General features: G+C 49.2%; 20 protein-coding genes and 2 riboswitches. Of the genes, 16 read left to right on the top strand and 4 right to left on the bottom strand.

Features of this window, described 5'->3' with window-relative positions; genetic code table 11:
* Positions 1–215 precede the first annotated feature (215 nt).
* Both ACI4N7_RS03950 and ACI4N7_RS03945 read left to right on the top strand, forming a co-directional pair.
* Positions 216–1181 carry a PPK2 family polyphosphate kinase gene (locus ACI4N7_RS03950; RefSeq protein WP_439732066.1) on the top strand — a complete coding sequence of 322 codons (966 nt, stop codon included), beginning with the start codon at positions 216–218 and terminating at the stop codon, positions 1179–1181.
* 251 nt (positions 1182–1432) lie between these two features.
* Positions 1433–2503: an OmpA family protein gene (locus ACI4N7_RS03945; RefSeq protein WP_439732065.1), complete on the top strand. Its 1071-nt coding sequence runs from the start codon at positions 1433–1435 to the stop codon at positions 2501–2503.
* Positions 2504–2665: 162 nt separating this feature from the next.
* Here the strand turns inward: ACI4N7_RS03945 and ACI4N7_RS03940 are convergent, their stop codons facing one another.
* The gene (locus tag ACI4N7_RS03940) at positions 2666–3379 is read right to left on the bottom strand and encodes an HAD family hydrolase (protein ID WP_439732064.1); all 714 of its coding nucleotides are present in this window, start codon (positions 3377–3379) and stop codon (positions 2666–2668) included.
* A 212-nt stretch (positions 3380–3591) separates the two neighbouring features.
* Here ACI4N7_RS03940 and ACI4N7_RS03935 point away from each other — a divergent pair, with 212 nt between their 5' ends.
* Entirely contained in the window at positions 3592–4983 is a 1392-nt protein-coding gene (locus ACI4N7_RS03935) for a sodium:solute symporter family protein (protein WP_439732063.1), read from the top strand.
* An 82-nt stretch (positions 4984–5065) separates the two neighbouring features.
* Here the strand turns inward: ACI4N7_RS03935 and ACI4N7_RS03930 are convergent, their stop codons facing one another.
* Both ACI4N7_RS03930 and ACI4N7_RS03925 read right to left on the bottom strand, forming a co-directional pair.
* Positions 5066–5383 (bottom strand): glycyl-tRNA synthetase, encoded by a 318-nt coding sequence (locus tag ACI4N7_RS03930; protein ID WP_439732062.1) that lies wholly within the window; start codon positions 5381–5383, stop codon positions 5066–5068.
* 268 nt (positions 5384–5651) lie between these two features.
* Positions 5652–5999: an ArsR/SmtB family transcription factor gene (locus ACI4N7_RS03925; protein ID WP_439732061.1), complete on the bottom strand. Its 348-nt coding sequence runs from the start codon at positions 5997–5999 to the stop codon at positions 5652–5654.
* A 213-nt stretch (positions 6000–6212) separates the two neighbouring features.
* Here ACI4N7_RS03925 and ACI4N7_RS03920 point away from each other — a divergent pair, with 213 nt between their 5' ends.
* The 4 genes from ACI4N7_RS03920 (at position 6213) to ACI4N7_RS03905 (ending at position 9515) form a co-directional block, all read left to right on the top strand.
* Positions 6213–6971 (top strand): ParA family protein, encoded by a 759-nt coding sequence (locus ACI4N7_RS03920; protein WP_439732060.1) that lies wholly within the window; start codon positions 6213–6215, stop codon positions 6969–6971.
* Positions 6964–7830: a ParB/RepB/Spo0J family partition protein gene (locus ACI4N7_RS03915; RefSeq protein WP_439732059.1), complete on the top strand. Its 867-nt coding sequence runs from the start codon at positions 6964–6966 to the stop codon at positions 7828–7830. The genes ACI4N7_RS03920 and ACI4N7_RS03915 overlap by 8 nt, the downstream gene beginning before the upstream one ends.
* Positions 7831–7851: 21 nt before the next feature.
* Complete coding sequence (locus ACI4N7_RS03910; protein WP_439732058.1) at positions 7852–8436, top strand: DUF4446 family protein; 585 nt, start codon at positions 7852–7854, stop codon at positions 8434–8436.
* Positions 8437–8558: 122 nt separating this feature from the next.
* Positions 8559–9515, top strand: coding sequence for a peptidoglycan DD-metalloendopeptidase family protein (locus tag ACI4N7_RS03905; RefSeq protein WP_439732057.1), 957 nt, complete (start codon positions 8559–8561; stop codon positions 9513–9515).
* Between the two features lie 108 nt (positions 9516–9623).
* Here ACI4N7_RS03905 and ACI4N7_RS03900 read toward each other — a convergent pair whose 3' ends face one another.
* Positions 9624–10478: a LysR family transcriptional regulator gene (locus ACI4N7_RS03900; RefSeq protein ID WP_439732056.1), complete on the bottom strand. Its 855-nt coding sequence runs from the start codon at positions 10476–10478 to the stop codon at positions 9624–9626.
* A 156-nt stretch (positions 10479–10634) separates the two neighbouring features.
* On the opposite strand from ACI4N7_RS03900, the gene ACI4N7_RS03895 reads away from it, so the two are divergent.
* From ACI4N7_RS03895 to ACI4N7_RS03855, 9 genes are all read left to right on the top strand, one after another.
* Complete coding sequence (locus tag ACI4N7_RS03895; protein WP_439732055.1) at positions 10635–11546, top strand: DMT family transporter; 912 nt, start codon at positions 10635–10637, stop codon at positions 11544–11546.
* A gap of 326 nt (positions 11547–11872) precedes the next feature.
* Positions 11873–13207: a tetratricopeptide repeat protein gene (locus ACI4N7_RS03890; RefSeq protein ID WP_439732054.1), complete on the top strand. Its 1335-nt coding sequence runs from the start codon at positions 11873–11875 to the stop codon at positions 13205–13207.
* 162 nt (positions 13208–13369) lie between these two features.
* The gene (locus ACI4N7_RS03885; protein ID WP_439732053.1) at positions 13370–14461 is read left to right on the top strand and encodes a tetratricopeptide repeat protein; all 1092 of its coding nucleotides are present in this window, start codon (positions 13370–13372) and stop codon (positions 14459–14461) included.
* Positions 14462–14694: 233 nt separating this feature from the next.
* Entirely contained in the window at positions 14695–15828 is a 1134-nt protein-coding gene (locus tag ACI4N7_RS03880) for a tetratricopeptide repeat protein (RefSeq protein WP_439732052.1), read from the top strand.
* Between the two features lie 176 nt (positions 15829–16004).
* The gene (locus tag ACI4N7_RS03875; RefSeq protein WP_439732051.1) at positions 16005–17366 is read left to right on the top strand and encodes a GDSL-type esterase/lipase family protein; all 1362 of its coding nucleotides are present in this window, start codon (positions 16005–16007) and stop codon (positions 17364–17366) included.
* A 61-nt stretch (positions 17367–17427) separates the two neighbouring features.
* On the top strand, positions 17428–18636 hold the full coding sequence (locus ACI4N7_RS03870) for an SGNH/GDSL hydrolase family protein (RefSeq protein ID WP_439732050.1): 1209 nt from the start codon (positions 17428–17430) through the stop codon (positions 18634–18636).
* 482 nt (positions 18637–19118) lie between these two features.
* Positions 19119–19901, top strand: a complete 783-nt coding sequence (locus ACI4N7_RS03865) for a ZIP family metal transporter (protein WP_439732049.1) — start codon at positions 19119–19121, stop codon at positions 19899–19901.
* 409 nt (positions 19902–20310) lie between these two features.
* Positions 20311–20403, top strand: a riboswitch (glycine riboswitch).
* 112 nt (positions 20404–20515) lie between these two features.
* Entirely contained in the window at positions 20516–21940 is a 1425-nt protein-coding gene (locus tag ACI4N7_RS03860) for an alanine/glycine:cation symporter family protein (RefSeq protein ID WP_439732048.1), read from the top strand.
* A 431-nt stretch (positions 21941–22371) separates the two neighbouring features.
* A riboswitch (glycine riboswitch) is annotated at positions 22372–22473 on the top strand.
* Between the two features lie 139 nt (positions 22474–22612).
* A complete protein-coding gene (locus ACI4N7_RS03855; RefSeq protein WP_439732047.1) occupies positions 22613–24064 on the top strand; it encodes an alanine/glycine:cation symporter family protein in 1452 nt (483 codons plus the stop codon).
* Positions 24065–24653 lie beyond the last annotated feature (589 nt).

Here is a 24653-nt window from a genome sequence, read left to right as displayed (position 1 = left end):
CTTCGGCGGGCAGAGGCAGCAGTCCGGTACTTTGGCGCAGGCGGAAGGGGATGTGCGCTTGCGCTTAAAAGAAAGGTATCGCCCTGACGGTGGATAACAACATTACACAAACTGCCGCTGAAGGAGACCATACTCATCGGGACTGCAGGTTCCTTTAAACTTTCGCTCTGCACCTTTTGTATTTTCCCTTTTATATCTGCAAGGAGAGAACCATCATGGAAAACAACGAAAATCCCGGGGACAGGAAACTGCCGAAAACCTATGACGGCCCTGTAAAAATCGATATTAACCGCTACCGCGCCAGGGAAGGGGAAAAAATCAGCCTGAAGAAATTTCCCACTGCCTGCGACACAGCGGTGGATAAGGAATCAGTCAAAATGAGCGCCTTTCCCAAAGCGCTGGAAGAACTGAGCCTTCTGCAGGCCAAGCTGTATGCCCAGAGCACCTACGGTCTCATCATTGTGCTGCAGGCTATGGATGCAGCCGGCAAGGACGGCACCATTCGGCATGTTTTCTCCCATCTGGATCCCAACGGGGTGCATGTGGTTTCTTTCAAGCAGCCCAGTACGGAAGAAAAAGACCATGACTATATGTGGCGGATTAACAAGGCCCTTCCACGAAGGGGAGACATCGGTGTATTCAATCGTTCCCACTACGAGGATGTGGTGGTGACGAGGGTGCATGACCTGATTCACCAGGACAAGCTGCCGAAGAATCTGATTACCAAAAATATATGGGATATCCGCTATCGGCAGATCCGTGACTGGGAACGATACTTGGCGGAAAACGGATTTCATATGATCAAGATTTTTCTCCATGTGTCCAAAAATGAACAGCGGGATCGTCTGGCTCAGCGGATTCTGAACAAAAAGAAGAACTGGAAATTTTCCATGGCTGATATCAATGAAAGAAGGTACTGGGACCGGTATCAGGAACTGTACGGTGAAATGATTTCTGCCACTTCCACAGACTATGCTCCCTGGTACATTGTGCCGGCGGATAATAAATGGTATACCCGGTATGTGGTATCCCAGATTGTCATCAAGGCACTGAAGGATATTGCCCCCAGATTTCCGGAAATGTCCAAAGAAATCAAGGACCAGCTGGAAGAGTTCCGGAAACTGATCGAAAGCGGCCGCGTAGGCATGATTGAGGAAATGGAAGATGTGCTGCAGAAATAAGGAATAGGACAGCAGTGAAAGCCCGTTTGGCATGTGATTTTTCCTATCCTGTATGAAAAAAGACGCCTTTTTTATGAGGCGTCTTTTTATTTTCAGGATGCCGGTCATCATGATTGATTCATGATGGATCCTTCCGTGCAGAAGAAACCGTTTCCGGAGGGGAGAGTTCAGCCGTGTGGGAAGTCCTGACCTATGGTATAATAACCATAAGAGTGTCTGTATCAATATTGTTTTCGCGAGGTGGATGACCTATGAAAAAGATAATTCTCATGCTGGCTCTTGCAGCCGCTGTTTCCGGTTCAGCCTATGCTTCTCCCCAGACGTCCTTTACCAAGGGACAGACGGAAGTCAATGTGGGCATGTGGGATGCGTCCGCCCATTCCAATGGATATAAGTCGGACGGAGAATGGAATTTCCTGGGCGGGCTGACCTATGGCATCAATAACCGCTGGGCTGCTCAGTACCAGTATACCGGTCTTCATACCGATCATACCAACGGCAATATGAATGAAATCAATGCCCTGTATTCGCTTCATCCCCAGGTTGCAGCCTTCGCCGGATGGAACCGCATTGCCATGAAGGATTTCCCGGGACGGGTCTTCGGCTCTTCCGATACCACCAATAACATTGCCCAGCTGGGGATCATTGCCCGCCAGCCCATCAATGATGTGGTGGATGTATACGCCAAGGGCGCTGTAGGCACCGAATCCACATCCATGTGGGAAGCAGGGGTTAACCTGGCAGTGGATAAGAATGTGGATCTCAATGCAGGCTATCATTATCTCAATACCAGAGGCGATGATGATCATAATGTTTCCTATAAGGGCTTCATGGCAGGCCTGTCCTACCGTTTCGGCGGCAGCGATGCATCTGCCCTTTCCAGCGGGGAAGAGGAAAAGGATTATGACTATGAAGGAGAATCGGAACCTTCTACAGTGACCGTGAAGCCTGCTTCCGGCCAGGCGGATGTGGTGGATGTACCGGCTGACACACCTGTGAAAGCTCCGGAAAATGATTACTATTTCAACAGCATTCATTTTAAGAGCGATTCGGCTGCCATTGATGACGCACAGAAGGTGAATCTGGATGCCTTCGTAAAACAGGCAAAGGAAACAGGCCATACCTTCAAGCTGGTAGGCCGTGCCGATGCTACCGGCAGTGCAGACTATAACAAGGACCTGTCTGCCCGCCGCATTGACAGTGTGAAGCAGTATGCCGTAGATCACGGCGTGGATGCTTCCAAGCTGGTAGCTATGGTCAAGGGATCGGATGACGGAAGCGGAGCTGAAGGCCGCCGTGTCGATATTTTCGAACACAAGTAATGATAGGAAAAGTAAACCCCTGTGAAATCAAAAGGATTTCACAGGGGTTTTTGATATGGGAAATAAAAGGGAAAGAGGAACGTTAAAGGCGGCAGCCTTCCCTCTCTTCTGCTGCCCCGCCGATGTTGTACATTATGAATCCGGACCGGACAGCGATTCCTTTTATTTCATCAAAAGCGGCAGCAGTTCTTTGGGCGATGACACAATGCAGTCGGCGCCGTGGGCGAGAAGGAAGGAACGGGTGCGGAAGCCCCAGTCTACGGAAATGCAGGGAATTCCGCTGTTTCTGGCAGTTTCCATATCCACCTCCGAATCACCGATATAGCAAGCCTCCTTTTGGGATACATGCAGATTCTTCAGAATGGCCATGACCATATCCGGCGCCGGCTTGCGGCGGATTTCCTTATGATTTCCCATGGCCTGATCAAAAAGGCGAGGAAACAGTACCCGGGTCAGGGTCTGCACATCCCGGTCATCCTTATTGGAAGCCACAGCGGTCAGAATGCCCTGCTTCCGGAGAGCAGACAGCACTTCCGGTATGCCTTCATAGGGAGCTGTCTTTTCGTGGCAGTGGGCGGTATAGCGGGGAACAAAGAGGCTTTTCAGGTTCTGTACATCCTCTTTCGTGAAATGATAGCGGGAAAAGGGAATGGAAGAACCGATATATTCCAGATCCTCATCGGGACAGCCTGCTTCCATGGCCAGGGCTTTCTCCATATCTGCATCAATGCCGCAGCCGAAACAGAGCTTGACCTTTTCTTCGGGAAAATCATGTTTTTTTCCCATTTCGGCTAAAGCATAGTTGATGGCATTTGTCAGGTCGCCGATGGTATTCAGTATGGTACCGTCCATATCAAAAATCACTGCTTTATACATGGTATTTCTCCTTTTTGTGAGATGTGGGAAATTGGCGGCAGAAAACCGCATTTTCTGAATCTTTTCTTTCATTATACCTTTTTCTGTCTTCTCATAGGAAAATCGAAAAGTGATTATTTTCAGTCATTTTTTCTGTTCATAGTTCTCTGATTCTGATATAATGCTTTTTGATAAGTTTTCGTTTGAGATTCATTTGAAAGAAGGAAAATGTTATGAATCTTACTATGATGCATGCCGTAATTATTCTTTTTACGGTAGCAGTGGTTATCGGAATCGGAATCTATCATTCCCGATCCATTCAGTCAGCGGCGGCCTACAGTGTAGGCGGCAGAAGTGCCGGGGTGCCGCTGGTGGCAGGCAGTATTGCAGGAACGGTGGTCGGCGGCGGCGCTACCATCGGTACCGCTCAGCTGGCTTTTAATTTCGGCCTGTCTGCCTGGTGGTTCACTCTGGGAAGCGGTATTGCTTTCATTATTATGGGTCTTTTTTATGCCCGCCGTATGAGAGGTACCGGGCTGGAAACCATTCCCCAGTTCCTGTCTTTGAATTATGGCAAGAAGGCGGAGGGGCTGTCTTCGGTGATTTCCTCCATCGGCATTCTGTTTTCTGCCGTAGCCAGCTGCCTTCCGGGCATTGAAATCATTTCCAGCCTGTCGGGACTGGATCCGGTGATTTCTTCCATTCTTCTGATTCTCCTGGTTATCGGTTATACCTTCTTCGGCGGCATGAAGAGTGCGGCAGTGGGCGGCATACTGAAAATGGCCATTATCTGGGTATCCCTGTTTGTGGCCGGCTTTGAAGCCTTCCAGGCTCTCTTCGGCACAGCGGAATGGGAAGCCCTTCCTCCCATGGAAATGGACTTGTTCGGACGGGGCTTTGAACTTTCCATGGCCAATCTTTTTTCCGTGGTGGTGGGCGTTCTCTGCACCCAGACCTATATTCAGTGTATTTTCTCTGCCAGCACGCCGATTACGGCAGCATTCGGATGCTTTACGGCAGCTCTTATTGTCATTCCTGTAGGACTTCCCAGCGTGGCTATCGGTATGTACATGCATGCCTTTGATCCTTCCGTATCGCCGATCCTGGTGCTTCCGTCCTATCTGATCAATCATTCTTCCGTACTTATCGGCGGTCTTGCCATGGGCGGCATTCTGCTGTCGCTTATCGGCAGTATCGGCGGCCTTTCCCTGGGCATCGGAACCATGATTGCCCATGATATCATCATGCCGGTCACCAAAATCACCGATGACCTGAAACTGCTGAAGGTGACCAAGATTACAGTACTGGCAGTCATGGTCCTGGCCTGCATTATCTCCATTGCCAACAGGGGTTCGGAAGTGCTTTTCTGGAACTATCTCTCCATGGCTTTACGAGGCGGCGGCATCTTTATTCCCTTCACCATTGCAGTGTTCCTTCCGGGGCATCTCACAAAGAAATGGGCGGTCATTTCCATGGCAGGCAGTACGGCGGCGGCCCTTCTGGCAGCGACCGTGATCCATGTGCCTATGGATCCCCTCTTCGTAGGACTCATTGCCAGTGTGATCCTGATTCTTCCCGGGATTCGGGTGAAGAAGATACCTGGGACGAAGGATTACGGACTGTAAGGCATGATCGGTGCCGGACTGCATTCCCGATATTTTGACAACAAAAAAATCCCCGGAAAATCCGGGGATTTTTTTATGGTTTTCAGGCTTCGATATCCACAGTGTCCGGCCGGCCTGCATCATCAAGACCGAGGTAAGCCACTTCTCTTACATGTCCGTCATAAGTCAGGGTTACATGATAATGGAAGGTCTGGCCATCAAAAATTTCGTCACCCAGCTGAATAGCTGTGGTATAGCTGTCAGGACGGTATTCTCTGACAGTGTCGCCAACTACCGGGAACTGCAGGAAAACATATTCTGCGCCCTGGTATGTTACGCTGCCGTAAACACGCTTCAGATCTGCTACAGCGTATTTATCCACGCCGCATACTACAATACTTTTTTCAGTTACTTCTGCCATGTTTATCACCTCTACGACCAATTTATAGCAACAGACGATTGCTATTTCCTTATATAGTTTACCACTTTTTCATGATAAACAGAAGATTTTTAAGGGAAATATTTTTTCCAGTTCTTGAAGGGGGAAAATTGTCTTTTCCGAAGTGGAAATTTCTTTTTTCCATCAGGAATTTTGCGCATTTTTTATAACAGGCATAAAATCTTCTTTCCTGCAGGATGACGGCAGAGGTCTCAAAGAGAAAAGAAGCAGGGATGGCATGATCATGCTTTTACCGGTTATCCTGTACTTCCTTCTGTCCCTCTTCATGTTTGTGATGGCCGTCGCAGACGCAGTGCATTTTATTTTTGAAAATTTCACCCATAATGATATAGAAATCACGAAGTGCTGCAGGATTCAGGGAATAAAAAATATTTTTACCGTCTCTTCTGTCAATGATCAGTCCGGATTCCACCAGGACTTTCATGTCATGGGAAAGGGTTGGCTGGGTAATCGCAAAAGCCTTCTGCAGTTTGCAGGCGCACTGTTCTCTGCAGGACAGCATGTCTACGATTTTCAGTCTTTTCGGATCGGATATGGCTTTCAGGATTTTAGCAGTATCAATATAAATTTTTTCCATAAACAGTGTAAACTCCTATGATAAATAGAATTATTTCTATAAAGAGAGTATCAAAGAAAGGGAAGTTTGTCAATCGGGCGAAAACAGGTTTCCTGTGGAAGGAGAAGCAGGGCAGAGCGGACAGGATGGAATGGTAAACTTTTCATGAATGAGGGAAACACGGGGTCCCTTTTATGTTATAATATAAAGGACTATCTATGAAAGGAAAAGACCATGGGAACTATCATCAGCATCATCAACCAGAAGGGCGGCGTAGGGAAGACGACTACGGCAGTCAATCTGTCGGCATATCTGGCAGACAAGGGATACAAGACTCTTCTTATCGACGAAGACTCGCAGGCAAATTCCACCAGCGGTCTCAGTAAGTCCGTGGATTTTGAAAAGAGCCTGTATGATGTGCTGCTGAATGAGGTCAAGCCGGAAGATGCTGTGGTGAAGACGGCGATTCATAAGCTGCACCTGCTTCCTGCTTCCATAGATCTGGCAGGGGCGGAAATAGAAATCGCACCGCTTCCGGACAGGGAGTCCCTGCTGAAAAGAAAGATTGATTCCCTGCGGAAGGATTATGATTATATTCTGATTGACTGTCCCCCTTCTCTGGGGCTGATGACGCTGAATGCCCTGGTGGCTTCGGACTCCATCATTATTCCTATCCAGGCGGAGTTCTATGCTCTGGAGGGACTGTCCCAGCTGGTCAAGACGGTGCAGGTGGTGAGCCGGAAGATGAATCCCCGGCTTCATATCCTGGGCATACTTCTGACCATGTTTGATGGTAGGACAAATCTGTCTCTGCAGGTGGCGGAAGAAGTGAAAAAATATTTCGGCTCCAAAGTATTCCGTACGGTCATTCCCCGTACGGTCAAGCTGTCGGAAGCGCCCAGTTTTGGAGAACCGGTGCTGACATATGCGCCCAAATCCAAGGGGGCGGAGGCATACAGGAAGCTGTGTCGGGAGGTTTTGAAACGTGAATAAGAAAAAATTGGGACGGGGGCTCGGCGAACTTCTGGGAGACGCGCTGGAGGAAACAGGACGGGTCATGGATATTGATATTGATTCCATTTCGCCCAATCCCTGGCAGCCCCGCCGGGATTTTGATGAGGAATCTCTGGCAGCCCTGGCCCATTCCATCAAAGAAAACGGACTGATTCAGCCGGTAGTGGTACGACAGAAAGGAAACACCGGGGCCTATGAACTGGTTGCCGGTGAAAGACGGTGGCGGGCGGCCCGGCTGGCCGGCCTTCATGTTATTCCTGCCATTACGGCTTCCTATGAGGATGACCATATGGCAGAAATGGCGCTGGTAGAAAACCTGCAGCGGGAAAACCTGAATCCGGTGGAAGAGGGTCTGGCTTACAGGAAGCTCATGGAAGACTATGGCCTGACCCAGGAAAAAATTTCTGAAAGGGTAGGAAAAAGCCGTTCCTATGTGGCTAATATGCTTCGTCTCCTGCAGCTGCCGGAGGAAGTGAAGAATCTTCTTTCCTCGGGAAAGCTGACCGGAGGACAGGCCCGTCCTCTTCTGGCCCTTGCCAGTGACGCAGAAAAGATACAGCTGGCCCGGCGGATTGTGAAGGAAGGCCTTTCAGCCAGAAAGGTTGAAGAAATCATTCGGAACGGAGGAAAGGGAAAAAAGGAAACGCCCTCTCCGGCTTCCGAATATATGAAGGCTATTGAAGAAAAAATAGGACTTTCTGTGGGTTCCAGGGTCCGCATACGGATCGGCAGAGGGAAAAATGCCCATAAAGGCACGATTTCCATTTCCTTTAGAAATGATGAAGAATTCCAGCGTATTGCAGATATTCTGAATCAGAAAAGTCATGAAAACAGATAGGTGGAGTGTAGGGTAATAATGATGATGAATCCCAATGCAGTTGTATATGCCGGTATCGGCATTGTGGTAGTGATTTTTGTATTTATTCTTCTGCAGTACTTTTTATTGAGAAATAAAGTGAACCGTCTTTCGAAGAAATACAAGTATTTCATGAACGGGGCAGACGGCGGATCCATTGAACTGAAACTTTCCACCGAAGTCCGGGAACTTCGTGAAATGGTGGCTTCTTCGGAAAACATGCTTCACCAGCAGGAACTTCTGGCAACCATGCAGCTTCAGTCCTTCCAGAAGGTGGGGCTGGTACGGTACGATGCCTTTGATGATACGGGAGACAAGCTGTCTTTCTCCCTGACGGTTCTGGATGGAAAGAACAACGGCTTCATCCTTTCTTCCCTGGCAGGCCATGACACTTCCCGGATTTATGCCAAGAAGGTCGTGAACGGACAGTGCAGAGAGGCGCTTTCCTCGGAAGAAGCGGAAAGCATTAATATTGCCCTGGATACCCTGATGCCCGACATGGCGGAAGAAGCAGGAAATCCGGCGGGCGGTGCGGTTTCTTCCGAATCGCATCCGCAGCAGCATAAAATTGATATGGCAAAGAAATAAATCACCGGAGCAGCAGGGGAAAAGAGTGCAGAAGGCGGTGCCGGCAGATATTTTTCATTGATTAAGCATCCGGAACAGGGGGATAGTTCCGAAGTCAGTTTATTATATACAGCAGGTTTTACATGAAAAAAACATTAAATCCAGACACAGGAGAAGTGACATTCTCCTTTACCGATAAAGAAATCAAAAAACTGAAAATCATATCCCTGGCAGGAGCTGCCGTGTTCCTTCTGAGTCTGGGAACGGCAGTCTATTCTGCAGTATCCATGAACTCTCTGAAGAATGAAAATGAGCTTTATAAAAACCAGCTGAAAATGGCAGAAGAAAAAATGGATGCTCTGTCAGATAAGACAAAAACCATTGAAAAACTGTCCGGTCAGCTGCAGGACATGATCAAGGCCAATACCAACGGAGCAGCGCAGAACATTTCCTCTTCCGGCGAAGGCGGACAGGGCGGCGCTTCTACGGTGCCGGATAAGGCAAGAGACGTAAAGGCCTCTGATCACGGCAATGTGAAGGAAACGGGAGACAATGCAGAAATTTCAACGCCCGGTCAGCTCCTGAGCCGCATGAGAAAGCTTGACCAGCGGCTCGACAGCCAGATCAAGACCATGATCGTGCTTCGGGAAAAGCTGATGAATGAAACCTACGGCATGCAGGCTCCTCTGCTCCAGACGTCCTCCACCACTCCGGATATCTGGCCGGTGAAAGGCACCATCTCCAGCACCTACGGTTTCCGTTCCAGCCCCGGCGGCATCGGATCCACCTATCATGAAGGCATTGATATTGCAGTAGACTACGGTTCACCTATCGAAGCCACCGCTTCCGGCGTAGTTACCCAGGCCGGCTGGGTAGGCGGCTATGGCAACCTGGTTGAAATCAAGCATGAAGGAGGCCTGGTCACCCGCTACGGCCACAATTCCGCCCTCCTTGTCACGGTAGGACAGGAAGTGGAACAGGGAACGGTCATCGCCCTGGCAGGCAGTACAGGAAACAGTACAGGGCCCCACTGCCATTATGAAGTCAGGATTAATGGAGATGCAGTGGATCCTACCTATTTCCTCCCCGGCAATTATTGACAGTCCGCGGTTTGGGCATTTCATGAAAATTCTTATGAAATCAGACTCTTCGAATGCATCTGTGTATTTAAAAAAGAGCTCTCACAGGGAGCTCTTTTTCTGTGGAAATCATTGATTTTCTGCAAGCCTTTCTTTGGCAAAGGAGGCCAGCATCTCTGCCGCTTTCCGGGGATGCGGCGGAAGGGCGATGCCCAGCACACGGCAGATTTCAGGCTGCAGAGGGAAACAGCGGACACCGTCAGGACAGCGGAAAAGACTGAGACGGGGCATGAGGGTGGCGCCAAGGCTTTTCTGAACCAGGGAAAGAAGGGTGTAGTCATCGTCGCAGGTGACGGAAATCTTCTTATTGGAAAGCATGCCTGCATAGCTGTCAAATCCATTCATCGGGGCCAGGAGAAGAGGATAGGAAGACAGCTCTTTCATGGTAAGGAAAGAGGAAGACGGCATGGGAAAGGAAGCGGGAATGACAGCTTCCAGAGGGTCCTTTCTGAGAGGAATCCAATGGAAATCGCCTAAACGCCTGTCATCGCCGAAGGCTATGTCAATTCTGCCTTCCAGAAGCCATTGACGGACCGCGTCGGTTCCCACACGGAGATCGAAGGTAAGCGCAGGATGAAGTTTCCTGAATTTCTTCAATATATCCGGAAGCCACAGGTTGGCTATGCTGGAAAAAGAACCGATACGGACGGGCCTTTCCCTGCCTTCCCGAATCCGCCTTGCCTTGATTTCCAAAATTTCATAATTCCGGTGCATATCCATGAGGAAGGGGAGAAGCTCTTTTCCCTGCTCCGTCAGACAGATGCCCTGATGGGTCCTTTCCAGAATTCTGACGCCCAGTTCCTTTTCCAGGCTGTTCATGAGCTGGGAAAGGCTGGATTGGGTACAGTGCAGCTTTTCTGCTGCTCTATTCAGACTTTTCATTTCCAGCGCGCAGAGCAGGGCTTCGATTTTATAGGCATCCATGATGAATTCCCCTTTTGGCAAAACAGAATAAGATATATGTCAAGCATATCACAAAATATTCATATAAGCATTCCTTATATGGTCATCACATATTCCTGTTATCTTTTTTATGAAATATCAGAGATAATGGAGAAAATACATGTAAGGAGGTACTTTATGAACCGGCAGGAAAAAAGAGGCATAGTAGAAATACTCATAGGCAGCATATTGTGGGGGACCATTGGGCTTTTCGTTCTATGGATGAATGGACTAGGGGCATCATCGGCCCTTATCAGCTTCCTTCGCATGGCCTTTGCCTTTATCATCCTTCTTTTCATGACACTCCTTCTGGGCGGTGTGCGGGCCCTTTTTATTTCCAGAAGAGCTCTGTTCTTTTCCGCCCTTCTTGGACTTATCTGCCAGGGCCTGTACAATGTCTTTTACAACCGTGCCATTGTGGAAATCGGCATGACCATGAGCGCAGTCTTTCTGAATACCGCTCCTGTCTGTACATTGACAGCAGCCCATTTTCTTTTAAAGGAATCGTTGACCATAAGGAAATGGAATGCCCTCCTTCTCTGCATAGCAGGCTGTGTTCTGACAGTAACTGACGGACACCTGTCCCTTTCCGGCTTTTCTCCCTATGGCATTGTCTGCGGCATTCTGTCCGGCATGACCTATGGCATGACATCCATTTTCGGGCGCATGGCAGGAGAAAAGACCAACGTATGGGCCATGAGCACCTACAGCTATTTCTTTGCTTCCCTTTTCCTTCTTGCCTGTGATCCGGATGTGCTTTCGGAAGCGGGAAATATTTCCATTGCCTTTGCAGGTTTTCTTTATGCCCTCATTCCTACAGCACTGGCCTATGTGATTTACTATAAGGGCGTGCAGAAAATCCGGGAAAACAGCAAAGTCCCGGTGATTGCTTCAGCAGAAACAATTACTGCTTCTCTGTTAGGTGCCCTGCTTTTTCAGGAAACCCTGCAGCCGCTTCAATATATGGGCATGGGGCTCATATTCCTGTCCATCCTGCTGATGAATGGAAAACTGTTTCACGTGAAACAATGCAGCCGGACAGCCGGTTAAAGGGAACAAAGGCTATGCCGTTCTTTTTCCTTGACCTGGAGGAATGAGACATATATGATTAAATAAAAGTCTTTACGGCAGACTGCCTTTATCAAATTGTTTCACGTGAAACATCCGGAAAGAAGAGTCATAGGCAGTGCTTTTGCCGTGCAGAGGGAAGTCAGGAAAGCTGGAAGAACTTTCATGTACATGATTTGACCGACGTAACATGACTGTATCCGGCGGTCAGGGGGGCTGTCCTGCCGGTCTACAGGAGAATAGAGCCGGCTCCGTGCTTCACCAGCCTGCCGGTCTGCTGTCCCGCTATTTCAAAAAGGAGATTTTCCATGACAGATACCATTGATAACGCTCAGGAACTTCTGCTGAAAGGCAATTTCAGCGCTTCTCTTGCCATGTACAGCCGCCTGTATCAGGGGCCGGGCAGTGATGAAGACAGAGGTACCGCTGCGGCCATGCTGTCCCAGATGTATGCCTGCGGCATGACGGGGCCGGTCAATGAAAAAATGGCCGACGATTTCCTTGCCAAAGCCATCAGGCTCCAAAATCCCCTGGGCCTATTTTTTGTGGAAAGCAGGGATCCTGACATTACGTCTGCAGATTTTGAAAAGCTGGTCAAGAAGCTCAGAAAAATGGCGGAAGAAGGAAATACCTTTGCCATGATGGAACTGGGGCTTATTTATGAACACGGCCATCATAAGAAAGCAGACTTGAAGAAAGCACTGGCCTGGTATGAGAAAGCGGCTTCCCTTGGCCATGTGGACGCCATGGTGCGGGCAGGATGGATCTGGGAAAATGACAGCTTTGCAGAACGGGATGAGCATAAAGCCTTTACCCTGTATTTAAAAAGTGCAGCCATGGAATACGGCAATGGAGAATTTCAGCTGGGCTGCTGCTTCCGGGACGGTATCGGCACGGAAAGGGACATTCGCAAAGCGGTGACCTGTTTTGAAAAAGCCTCTGCTCACGGCTCCAGAGAAGCGGATACTGCTCTCTGGGATATCTATACGGCAGAAGGCCTGAAAGATGAAGAGGGCCATACTCTCTATGACCCGGAAAAAGGATTTTCCCATCTGAGACTGGCTGCGCAGCGGGGAGATGAAGAAGCGCTCATGGGACTGGGCAGTTCCTATTTCAGAGGCACAGGCACCGAAGTGAATCTGGAAAAAGCGGAGCAGTGCTTCCAGAAAGCCTGGGCTGCAGGAAACACCATGGCGGGAACCATGCTGGGCATTCTCTATGTATATGGATACGGCAGCCCGGATGATGAAGTCAAAGGAACATCCTATCTGAAGCAGGCAGCCATGGAAGGAGACTCCGATGCTTTCCGCGAACTGGCGGTATGTCTGCTGCATGGGAGGGGTGTGGCACAGGATGTGGATCAGGGCCTGCAAATGCTGGAAAATCTGGCAGAAGGAAAGGATCCCATGGCTTTCACGGTTCTGGGAAACTGGTATGTAGAGCAGAGAGATCCGGAAAAAGCCCTGGAAAACTATAAAAAAGCGGCTGATCTGGGAGAACCCAAGGCAGAATATGCCCTGGCCCATTTCTACCTGGCCGGCACCGTGGTTCCCAGAAATCTGAGAAAAGCGCAGGAGCTTCTCCAGCGGGCCGCCATGAAAGGCGAAAAACAGGCGGAAGAGGATCTGAAAAGTTATTTCTGATGGATGGTTCTGAGGCAGAAGTGCGGAACGGGAAATCCGTCTCCCGGTCATTTTAAGGACCTGGAATGAAGTTCGGAAGTTACCGGCAGAAAACTTTCTGCCTATAAAAACATAAAAGGATCGGGTGGGACAGACACCGATTTCATGGGAAAGGAGTCGTATATGTCTGAAGGAGAAAGTCTGTTTTTACAGGGGAAAATAGATGAGGCCTATGAAGCTTTGAAAAAGGAAAAGAGCGGACGGGCCCTGTACATTCTGGGACTGATTGAACGGGAAGGATACGGCCATCGCCGGGCGGATGAGGAAAAAAGCCGTCTTCTGTTTGAAGAGGGAAGAAAATTGGGAGATCCACTCTGCGGCGCTGCTCTCCTGCAGGGAGAAAAGGGAAAGGATATGTGGGATACGGTGAATCGTGATTTTTCCCGCATACTTCTTGCAGCCAACCAGGGGGATGTGCTGGCTATGGACGAGGCAGGCCTGTCCTACCTGGGAAACGGGGTTATCCTGAATTTTGAAGAAGGCTTGAAATGGCTGGCCAAGGGAGCTTTTTACGAATACTGGAAAGCTCTCTACGATCTGGGCATGGCCTATGAAGAAGGATATGCTTCCGCTCCCGATGAAGAAAAGGCAATGGCCTGCTTCCGCAAGGCGGCTGCATTTCATGACAGCGAAAGTGAATACATGCTGGGCCTTACATCTGCCACGAAAGCCAAAACCCCTGAGGAATGCCGGAAAGCGGTATCCTGGATGGAGCAGTCCTGGGAACACGGCAATGAAGAAGCAGCTCTGTTTCTGGGAAAATTCTACGAAGGAACCATGGATATGGAAGTAGAAATAGACCCGGATCCCGTAAAAGCGCGGTCATGGTATGAAAAAGCGGCAGCCAGGGGAAATGGCGAAGCTATGGCAGAGCTGGCCTTCTACTATGAAAATGGAATCACTGTGGAAAAAGATATAAAAAAGGCGGAGGATTTTCTGAAAGATGCCATCGCCTATGGATACGAGGAAGCCCTCTTTTCCCTGGCTCTTTTTTATCTGAACCGGGGAAAAGAGGAAGAAGCCCTGCCCTATATGGAAGCGTCTGCGTCCAAGGGAGAAGAAAGAGCTCTGTACATGACAGGCATGATGTACCTCTATGGAAAAGGAACGGAACCGGATCGGGAAAAGGGGATAGATTATCTTCAGGAAGCGGCAGACCAGGGTTCGGAGGAAGCGGCGAAAGAATTAAAGAAACAGGGAATATATGATATCTAACAGGCCGGAGAGCCGGCGGTTCTGAAGAAATACAGTACCGCTCTGGGGAAATGGTACTGCATTTCCTTTTTAAACTTATTTATTTTCATTTTTATTTTCATAACCTTTGAATAAAGGAAATCTGGTTTTTCTGTATGATCTGCGGCTTTGCTGCCCGAACTGCATGGCAAAGCCGCGTATTTCATCATCTGCTATAATAGAAAAGATCATATTTCCAAAAGAAACGAGGAACCATGATGACAGAATTGGAAACAGCTGAAAAATTATTTCAGTCCTATCAGATCAAAGAAGCCTATCCGCTGTTCCAAAAGCTGGCAGAGGAAGGCAGTGCCAGGGCACTTTATTTTCTGGCGCTTTATGAACAGTATTATCTGGGCGTCGTCCCTTATTCTCCGAAAGGGGCCGTTAAAAAGGCACTGCAGGGCGCCCGTGCGGGAGATGGACTCTGCGGAATTTACTGTATGCTCCATTATGACGCACTCAGTCATGAGGAATTTCATGAAATCATGGATGCGGAAGAAAAGTGGATTGCCGGAGCCAGGGAAGAAAGCGGCATATATGCCATGGAAGCACTGGGCTGTCTCGGCGTAGTTCATGGAAAGACTGAGGAAGAGGTGCATACCTCTCTTCATCTTCTGGAAGCAGCAGCCATGCAGGGATACTGGAAGGCCTGGAATGACCTGGGACAGTTCCATGACCGGCATGTCAAGGATAATTCTCCCCTTCTGAAAAAATACATAGATGATAAAAAAGCCCTGCTCTGCTACAGGAAGGCAGCGGAAGCAGGCTATCCTGATGCATGGCAGCGCATGGCCTACTTCTATTATCTGGGAGACGGAGTTGCCAAAGATGAAAAGGAAGGAATCCGTCTTTTTAAAAAAGCCTTTTCCAAGGGTCATTTAAAGGCAGGCACCGCTCTTGGCATGCTGTATCTTTTCGGCGAGGGACAGGAAAAAAAGGAAGGATTCCGGTATACGAAGAGAGCGGCAGAAGGGGGAGAACCTACTGCCATGGGAAATCTGGGAAACTGCTATTATTATGGCAACGGTACGAAAAAAGACCGCAGGCTGGCGAAAATCTGGTATCAGAAAGCCTCAGACGAAGGCATGGATTCCTCTTCCACCCAGCTGGGAGCCATGTACCACGAAGAAGGAAATGATACGAAAGCCTTTGCACTTTTTAAAAAGGCGGCAGACCGCGGATTTCCGGAAGCCATGGGCTGGCTGGCAGCCTGCTATCAGTATGGATATGGTACGGAAAAGAGCAGCCTGGCAGCGGTAAGATGGCTGGAAAAGGCAGCAGCCATGGGAAATCATGATGCGGAAACAGCGCTCCGCTATCTTCATGAAGAGCTGAAGAAGCAGTGACTGTATCGCGGAATCCGGCTTCCGATGTCTTTTTATCTGATCCTTCGGCATTCATATTTATCAATCGACGGCTGTTCGCATGGTCGCCTTTCTTCTATTGCATCAGGAAGCAGGAAAATACTGATTTTTATGCAGTCCCTGCTTTTCTGAAAGAGAAAAGGAATTAATTATACATTATGAAAATTTCCTTAATTTTAAAACATCAGGCAGTGAAAACCGTTCCGGCAGCCCTTTTGGGCATGGCACTGCTGTTTCCTCTGTCTGTCCGGGCAGAAGGTATGACAGCCGATGAAATGCTGTTTCACAGTGCCCTGGCTGCAGGAAAAGACGACGGCGCCGCTGCGGGACAGGCGGAAGAAAAATCTGATACGGGAGAAAACCTTATCCTCCTGACCTGGCAGGAAGATCCGGAATCAGTTCGGTACGAAGTGGAAATTTTCAGAGGACTTCCGGAAAATCTGGACAGAAACAGTCCTCTGGAGCAGCATTTGTACGATAACCAAAGAATTTATTCCAACCAGGTGCTGGTCGATCTTGCCGCATTTCCACCGGGAGAAGCGCCCCTTTACTGGAGGGTGCGTCCCATTGATGCCAACTGGCAGGGAATGGGTCCCTTTTCCTCACCCATGGAAGTCAGAAGCACGATGAAGGTAGTGAAGCGGAATGCGCCTTATCCCCATGTTTACCGGCCCGGCAACGGCTCCACCCTTCTTTATCCCGTTTATTCCTATGCGGGAAATCCGGGAGCTGCGAAATATGAGGTGGAAGTGACCGATGCCTATCCGGAAAATACGGAAGGCACAGCACCCTCTAAATATCGTGTCTTTTCCAAGACAACCACCCTTTCCAACGTGTACGATGACAATCCGAGAATAGGCACCTTCTACTGGCGGGTACGGGGTATGGATGAAAATGGAAATCCCGTTGGCATCTGGAGCCTTCCGGAAAAGGTAAGAACCAATCCGGAAGAGCACTTTGAAGTGGGAATCTTCGGAGACAGCATTACCCAGGGCGGCGGCCATCTGTACCACAGCCCGGCGGATATGGCCTACAGCTATGTCACCTATCTTGATTTTCCTGCAGTAAATATGGGAAGAAGCGGGGACACCACGGAAATGATGGAGGACCGGTTTGAAAGGGATGTACTTCCTTTCCATGTAAAATACCTCCTCATCATGGGCGGCATCAATGATCTTCGTATGGGGGCAGATCCCCAGAAGGTGATCGGTCACCTGGAAGCCATTCAGAAGAAATGCCTGGAACATCATATTATTCCTATCCTTCTGACCATTGTGCCTATCAATCCGGAAAATATTCAGAAATATTACGGCGATGTGACATACAGCGGCTGGAAAGAATCGGTGGAAACGGTAAACAGCTGGATAAGGAGCCAGCCCCATATTGATACGGCGGCTCCCTTTGCAGACTATCCTGTTATGCCCGGTGAGCTGGCCATGGACGGTATTCACGGTGACTGGAATGCCAAGCAGATGATAGCCGGAGAAATCAACCGGCATATGGATGAGTTCAGAAAGTAGGGGCCGCTGTCCTCTGTAGCTTCGGCCCGTATTGTTTCACGTGAAACAGTGGAGTGATCCTATGAAAATAAAAATTCTACTGACTGTCTTATCGGCAGCCCTTCTGACAGCAGGCACTGTTTCCGCTGCCGGGCTGCTTCATCTTTCCTGGGAGCCGGATTATGATGCGGTGAAATATGATGTCACCTTCAGCCGCCTGGAAAAAGGGAAGATGACCAGGGTCTATGAAACGACTGCCTATACCAATGACATGCTTCTTCCGGAAAGTGGAATCTATGCATCCCTGAAAGGGCTGTACTGGCAGGAAAGACCTCTGGATTTTGACGGGCTCTCCATAGGAGAGGAAAGCCGTCCCCTGGCTCTGGCCGATTCAGTAACACCGGTTGTCAGAAATGCCCCGCTTCCCAGAGCGGACAGAAGCAGTGAACGGGGCGGAGCGCTTCTGTATCCCGTCTATTCCTATACAGGCAATCCCGGCGTTTCCTCCTATGAAGTGGAAGTGCTTTCCCAATATCCCGAAAATACAGAGGGCACAGAGCATTCCATCTATCATATAGGCGGCGGTGATTTCCCCTATATGGACTACTATGACGATACACCCCGCTACGGCACTTGGTACTGGCGGGTAAGAGGAAAGGATGAAGCAGGCAATGCGGTAGGGGAATGGAGCCTGCCTCAGAAACGAACCTTTTCTACGGAAGGATATACCATCGGCCTTTATGGAGACAGCATTACCCATGGCGGCGGACGTATGTCCTACGGTCCCAATGATCTGGAATACAGCTATGGCCATTATCTTGATTTTGATACCATCAATCTGGGAGATTCCGGCAACACAAGCCATGACATGGTGGAGCGTTTTGAAAGGGATGTGCTTCCTTTCCATTTAAAGTATCTTCTCATCATGGGCGGCAGCAACAGTCTTCGCGGCGGCGTGCCGGCAGAGGATGTGATTGCCGATCTGAAAGCCATACAGCAGAAATGCAGGGATAACGGCATTGTGCCCATCCTTCTCACACTGCCCCCTATCAATCCATACAGCATAGATAAGGTATTTCATGAACCTACTGTGGATAACTGGGAAGAAGAATTCCGCAAGGTCAATGACTTTATAAGGCAGGAACCCCATATTGATACGGCCGCAGCCTTTGAGGAAGACAGCGTCATGCCGCCGGATCTGGCGCTGGACGGACTCCATGGCGACGTGGAGGCGAAAAAGAGGATAGCCGCTGTGATTAACAGACATATAGGGGAATTTGTGAAACAGTGAGCCGGTTATGTGACGGCGGCGCACTGTACTCCTGAAAGAGGGGCAGGGCGGATGCCGCAGATGGTATCTGCTTCTTCCGGGATGCGGCGGCACTATGGACAGGCAGCTGTAATGTCCCCATGAATGGAAGAGAAAGTACAGCATTTTAACTCTTTGCATTTTTTGAAATCAGGCCGCGTGAGCGGCCTTTTCAGTTATCCACATTTTGTGCAGAACCCTGTGAACTGTTTGGGATTTTCACAGAAAATGCAGCGGAAATCACAGGCACTATGGGAAAAGTTTATCACAGTGATTCACAGCGGAGTTATTCACAACATGTGAATTGCCGGTGGGACAGGCAGCAGACGAGGAAGAAAAAAGTCAGTAAAAAGAAACAAAACTAGAAACATTTTTAATAGGCCCTAATAACCATATTGACAAAGCCTCTCATTTAGCATATGTTTAATATGAAACATTACAATTTTTGTTAAAGGAGACTGACCATGAATATGGATATTTTCTGGGGATTGTTTATTCCCTTTCTGGGCACCTCTCTGGGGGCGGCCTGTGTGTTTTTCATGCGGGGAGAAATGGACCGCGGCGTGCAGCGGGGGCTGACGGGATTTGCGTCCGGCGTCATGGTGGCGGCTTCTATATGGAGTCTTCTCATACCGGCGCTGGATGAATCTTCCGCCCTGGGAAGGCTGGCTTTTCTTCCGGCGGTTATCGGTTTCGGCGGCGGCATGGCATTTCTTCTTCTGCTGGATCATGCCATTCCTCATCTTCATATGGGGGCGGAACAAGCGGAAGGTCCCAGGAGCCATCTGGCCAGAACCACCATGCTGGTACTGGCGGTGACGCTGCATAACATACCGGAGGGCATGGCAGTAGGTGTAGTGCTGGCAGGATATCTTTCCGGCCATGAGGGCATTACCTTTGCTGCAGCCATGGCTCTGTCCCTGGGCATTGCCATTCAGAATTTTCCGGAAGGCGCCATTATTTCCATGCCCCTTCGTGGAACCGGCATGGGGAAGATGAAATCCTTTGTAGGCGGGGTGCTGTCGGGGGCTGTGGAACCGGTGGGCGGTTTTATCACCATCCTTCTCACATCCCTTATCGTACCGCTTATGCCCTACCTTCTGTCCTTTGCTGCCGGAGCCATGATGTATGTGGTGGTGGAGGAGCTTATTCCCGAAATGTCTCAGGGAAAACACTCCGATGTGGGTGTCATTACCTTTGCCATAGGTTTTATGGTTATGATGACACTGGATGTGGCTCTGGGGTAGTATGACAGAGAACCGGTGAGAGCGGCATTGCCCTTTATATTTCTCCATACCGGAGGAATAGAGAGGAAATTATAAGAACTGCTTCGCAGGTAGTATGAAAAAAGGGACGCCCTGGGAGCGGCCCTTTTTTGTTGTCTGCCATCGGCTGGAAGCGCCAGGTTTTATTGCCTGAGAGTGCTATACTTTCCCGATCGAGATGTATAAACCTTCAGGATTACAGCCTGCTCTTCCAAATCGACTAAAAATTAGAAAAAAATTAAATGTGAAAAAACCTCTTGCAAAATATTTCCGATGGACCTATAATGCAAACATCAAATTCATACAGGTGGATGAAACATATGGGAGAAAGCCTTAAGGCTTACCGAAGGAGTGACACTCTCAGGTATCTCAAAAAGATAAGTACCGTATGTGGACACACTCTGGAGAGTCTCGATTAAAGAGCGCCGAAGGTGTAAGGATGGAAACATCCCAATCTCTCAGGCAAAAGGACAGAGAAAGCAACGTCACACTTATGTGTCCCGTTTAAGGTAGACAATGCCGGCTTCCAGAGTTTTATTTCTTATGGAATGCCGGTTTTTTTGTGACATATCTTATTACTGGAGGGCGTTGTAAAAATGGATTTGAATTACATGGACGTGTTGAATTCGCTGGATAGTTTTATCTGGGGGCCGCCGCTGCTGGTTCTTCTTGTTGGAACCGGCATCCTGCTGACCATCAGGCTGAAGCTCCTGCAGGTATTCAAATTACCGAAGGCGCTGAAACTGATTTTCAAGGCACAGAATGCAGGCAGTGGTGATATTGATTCTTTCAAAGCTCTCTGCACAGCCCTTTCTGCTACCGTCGGTACCGGCAACATTGTCGGTGTGGCTACAGCTATTGCAGCCGGCGGTCCCGGTGCCATCTTCTGGATGTGGCTTGCCGCATTTTTCGGAATGGCCACCAAGTATGCAGAAGGTCTTCTGGCCGTCAAGTACCGTGAAGTGGATGCCAAAGGTGAAATCGCCGGCGGCCCCATGTTCTACATCAAAAACGGTATGGGCGAGAAGTATAAATGGCTGGGCACCCTCTTCGCCATCTTCGGCGTTATGGTCGCTTACTTCGGAATTGGTACTTTTGCCCAGGTGAATTCCATTGTGGATATCACCAGGATGACTATCGGACTGGATCCCATGTGGACAGCCATTATCCTGACTGTGCTGGTAGCAGCAATTACACTGGGAGGACTTCAGTCCATCGCCGCAGCCGCTTCTAAAATCGTTCCGGCTATGGCAGTGATTTACTTCGTTTCAACCGTTGGTGTATTGATTTTCTTCGCAGATAAGATTCCTGGTGCTGTTGAAACAATTATTTCCAATGCATTTACAGGCAGTGCAGCAGCAGGCGGTTTCCTTGGTTCTACCATGATTATGGCTATGAGAAATGGTATTGCCAGAGGCGTGTTCTCCAATGAATCCGGCCTTGGCTCTGCTCCTATCGTAGCAGCCGCTGCTAAAACAAAATGGCCTGCAGAACAGGGACTTATTTCCATGACCGGTACATTCATTGATACCATTATCATCTGCACACTGACCGGTCTCACCATCGTCGTTTCCGGTGAATGGCTGAACGGCCTGAACGGAGCGGCCCTGACCAATGCAGCTTTCAAAGATGCATTCCCCACATTCGGCGGATACATGCTCATGATTGGCCTGGTGCTCTTCGCTTTCACCACCATCCTCGGATGGAACTATTACGGCGAACGCTGCATGATTTATCTGGCAGGAACAAAGGGAGTTCTTCCCTACCGCCTGATTTTCATCGCACTTGTTGCAAGCGGCGCATTTTTGAAATTGGAAGCCATCTGGGTTCTGGCGGATATCGTCAACGGACTCATGGCTATACCTAACCTGATTGCCCTGCTGGCCCTGTCCGGCGTGGTGGTAAGAGAAACTGCCAAGTATTTCGACCACCTGAAGACAGGCAAGGACTACGAAGAATACGTAGACCAGGATCCCAGCAAGGAAGTAAAGACCAAAATTTCTGCAGATACAGAAAACTGAGTCTTTCAATCAGGCACTGATATAACATATTATTTCCTGTCAGAAAGGTTTTCCCATTTTCCTTCTGCCGGGATTAATATGACACCCCATCCGGCTGAGGGCACTCCGATGGGTAAGCCCTCCTAAACTGATTCATCGGAGAGTGCCGGGCTTCGGGAAATATCCCTGGAAATATTTCCCGAAGTGGAGGCCCTGCTTTTCTAAAAATGGTTTCCATAATAATCCAAATCTATGTATAGGATCAGGCAATGCCTGTGAATATATGCCGCAAATGCACGGCAGGCTTCCGTAGGGGGAATTCAGATCTGGTTCCCGAAAGAAGCTGAAAAAGCAATATGGTGGATGATGTACACTGAAAAATGACGGTCAAAAGGATCGTCTGCCGAAGGAGTAATACTATCAGGCGTTCAGTAGAACACGAAACTGTGTACGGACACAACTCTGGAGAGTCCCAATTCATTGGGCGCCGAAGGTGTAAAGGGATTTCACCCGTAAATCCCGAATCTCTCAGGCAAAAGGACAGGGCTGGCACATGGGTAACTCCCGCTGCATGCATGGATGCATACATACATACAACCGCCAGCCTCAGACTTAACACACCATCAGCCTGAGTGCGGCGGTTGTTTTAATTCTCAGGAAAAATTACGGGTCAAATGTAAGGGGGATATTATTATGGACATGGCTGCAATCAACTCGCTAGTCAACACGATCGACGGCATAGTCTGGGGCCCGGTAATGCTGGTGCTCCTTGTAGGTACCGGCGTGTACCTCACCTGTTTATTAAAATTCCAGACCTGGCGGAATCTGCCTTATGCAATCCGCAGCGTTCTGTCTAAAGAAGCCCGCACCACCAAACGCGGCAAGGGCGATGTTTCTCCATTCTCCGCATTGATGACAGCACTGGCTGCTACCATCGGTACCGGCAACATCGTAGGTGTTGCTACGGCAATGTTCTCCGGCGGCCCCGGCGCCCTGGTATGGATGTGGATTTCCGCATGCTTCGGCCTCACCACCAAATTCTCCGAATGCATGCTCTCTATTAAATACCGTGAAGTCAATGCCAAAGGTGAAATGAAGGGCGGCCCCATGTTCACCATGAAAAACGGCTTCAAGAACAAGACAGCCGGCAGAACTCTGGGCTTCCTCTTCGCACTCTTCTCCGTCATCGCTTCTTTCGGTATCGGCAATATGACCCAGGCAAACTCCATTTCCGGCGCTGTACAGACAGTCTTCGGAATGCCTCTTGAAGTCTGCGGCGTCATTCTCACCATTCTTTCCCTGATTATCATCGTTGGCGGTATCAAGACAATTTCCAAAGTTTCCTCTGTTGTTGTTCCTGGCATGGCTGTATTCTATATCGTTGCTGGTCTCATCTGCATTCTTCTCAATATCCAGAATGTTCCACACGGCCTTTACCTGATTTTCATGATGGCCTTCGATCCGCAGGCTGTTGGCGGCGGCATCCTTGGTACCATCACCGTTACCGTTATGAACTCCATGCGTTATGGCGTTGCCAGAGGCTGCTTCTCCAATGAAGCCGGCCTGGGCTCTGCAGCTATCACAGCCGCAGCTGCTACCACCGATGATCCTGTTCGTCAGGGCTACATCAACATGACCGGTACTTTCTGGGATACCATCGTAGTCTGCTCCATCACCGGTCTCACCATTGCTTCCTCCGGTGTCCTTGGTGCAACAGATGCCAGCGGCGCTCCGCTGAAAGGCATTGCCCTCACCATGGCAGCTTTCTCCAGCAACATCGGAATTATTGGTACCTATATCGTAGCTATCGGCATTATCCTCTTCGCCTTCTCCACCATCCTTGGCTGGGAATATCACGGTGAAAAAGCTTGGGAATACCTCTTCGGTACTCACAAATACAACATGGTTTACAGAGTTATTTTCTCCCTGGTCGTTTATGTAGGTGCTACCCAGACCCTTGATCTGGTATGGAACCTTTCCGATATTGCCAACGCACTCATGGCAATTCCAAACCTCATTTCCCTGCTGGTTCTCTCTCCTGTTATCAAAGAAGAAGTTGTCCGTTTCCAGGGCGTTCTTGAAAAGGAAAGAGCTGAAAAGGCAGCACTGGCTGCTAAAGAAGAAGGTGCCAAAGCTCATATCTGAGAGCCTTCCTCACACCACAGGGACACTGATGAATCAATAGGGTTCATCCTTCCATATCGTTGTCCCCCCTCACTTCTCCGGAAGTGAGAAACAACCCCTATCCTGCTCCTCTGAATTCCGGCAGGATAGGGGATATTTTTTGGTATGAAACGGGGCGGATACTTTCCCGTTTCTAGTTTTTTGTCTCCCGTTCCACCTGTCATTCTGCATCGGTCGGGGGATTTATAGGAAAATCCTTTAAATTTCTTGTTTCCCCTTGAGATGGCAGGAGAACTTGAGTCATACCGGCGATAGAGAATCAATTGACACGCTTCCCACCGGGACGAATGCCACGCAGTGGCAAAGGGCGTACGGGAAAGAATGCTAATCATGCTCCATTGCTTTTCTCTATGCCAGCAAAGAATCTAGGTATCTGCCGATAGTGATACTCATGTTGTTATATATCAGCAGTCAGAGGTCATATAATCAGGCGCTGCCTGGCGGCAGGCGAGAAAACTATCTCACTATCCTCTTATGCTTGCTTTATCCAGATCAGCGGCTTCTTTGACTTCTTCCATATTGGTATCCCGTTTGGCCAGAAGTTTCTGCA

The sequence above is a fragment of the Dialister sp. genome, from assembly GCF_051885895.1.
In the GTDB taxonomy this organism is placed as follows: domain Bacteria; phylum Bacillota; class Negativicutes; order Veillonellales; family Dialisteraceae; genus Dialister.
The sequence above is the reverse complement of the archived record's forward strand: the minus strand, read 5'-3'. Positions and strand labels throughout refer to the sequence as shown.

Bases quoted from the DNA above. Each gene is read 5' to 3' on its own strand.
- ACI4N7_RS03950 (WP_439732066.1), top strand. From the start codon at position 216: ATGGAAAACAACGAAAATCCCGGGGACAGGAAACTGCCGAAAACCTAT.
- ACI4N7_RS03945 (WP_439732065.1), top strand. From the start codon at position 1,433: ATGAAAAAGATAATTCTCATGCTGGCTCTTGCAGCCGCTGTTTCCGGT.
- ACI4N7_RS03940 (WP_439732064.1), bottom strand. From the start codon at position 3,379: ATGTATAAAGCAGTGATTTTTGATATGGACGGTACCATACTGAATACC.
- ACI4N7_RS03935 (WP_439732063.1), top strand. From the start codon at position 3,592: ATGAATCTTACTATGATGCATGCCGTAATTATTCTTTTTACGGTAGCA.
- ACI4N7_RS03930 (WP_439732062.1), bottom strand. From the start codon at position 5,383: ATGGCAGAAGTAACTGAAAAAAGTATTGTAGTATGCGGCGTGGATAAA.
- ACI4N7_RS03925 (WP_439732061.1), bottom strand. From the start codon at position 5,999: ATGGAAAAAATTTATATTGATACTGCTAAAATCCTGAAAGCCATATCC.
- ACI4N7_RS03920 (WP_439732060.1), top strand. From the start codon at position 6,213: ATGGGAACTATCATCAGCATCATCAACCAGAAGGGCGGCGTAGGGAAG.
- ACI4N7_RS03910 (WP_439732058.1), top strand. From the start codon at position 7,852: ATGATGAATCCCAATGCAGTTGTATATGCCGGTATCGGCATTGTGGTA.
- ACI4N7_RS03905 (WP_439732057.1), top strand. From the start codon at position 8,559: ATGAAAAAAACATTAAATCCAGACACAGGAGAAGTGACATTCTCCTTT.
- ACI4N7_RS03900 (WP_439732056.1), bottom strand. From the start codon at position 10,478: ATGGATGCCTATAAAATCGAAGCCCTGCTCTGCGCGCTGGAAATGAAA.
- ACI4N7_RS03895 (WP_439732055.1), top strand. From the start codon at position 10,635: ATGAACCGGCAGGAAAAAAGAGGCATAGTAGAAATACTCATAGGCAGC.
- ACI4N7_RS03890 (WP_439732054.1), top strand. From the start codon at position 11,873: ATGACAGATACCATTGATAACGCTCAGGAACTTCTGCTGAAAGGCAAT.
- ACI4N7_RS03885 (WP_439732053.1), top strand. From the start codon at position 13,370: ATGTCTGAAGGAGAAAGTCTGTTTTTACAGGGGAAAATAGATGAGGCC.
- ACI4N7_RS03880 (WP_439732052.1), top strand. From the start codon at position 14,695: ATGATGACAGAATTGGAAACAGCTGAAAAATTATTTCAGTCCTATCAG.
- ACI4N7_RS03875 (WP_439732051.1), top strand. From the start codon at position 16,005: ATGAAAATTTCCTTAATTTTAAAACATCAGGCAGTGAAAACCGTTCCG.
- ACI4N7_RS03870 (WP_439732050.1), top strand. From the start codon at position 17,428: ATGAAAATAAAAATTCTACTGACTGTCTTATCGGCAGCCCTTCTGACA.
- ACI4N7_RS03865 (WP_439732049.1), top strand. From the start codon at position 19,119: ATGAATATGGATATTTTCTGGGGATTGTTTATTCCCTTTCTGGGCACC.
- ACI4N7_RS03860 (WP_439732048.1), top strand. From the start codon at position 20,516: ATGGATTTGAATTACATGGACGTGTTGAATTCGCTGGATAGTTTTATC.
- ACI4N7_RS03855 (WP_439732047.1), top strand. From the start codon at position 22,613: ATGGACATGGCTGCAATCAACTCGCTAGTCAACACGATCGACGGCATA.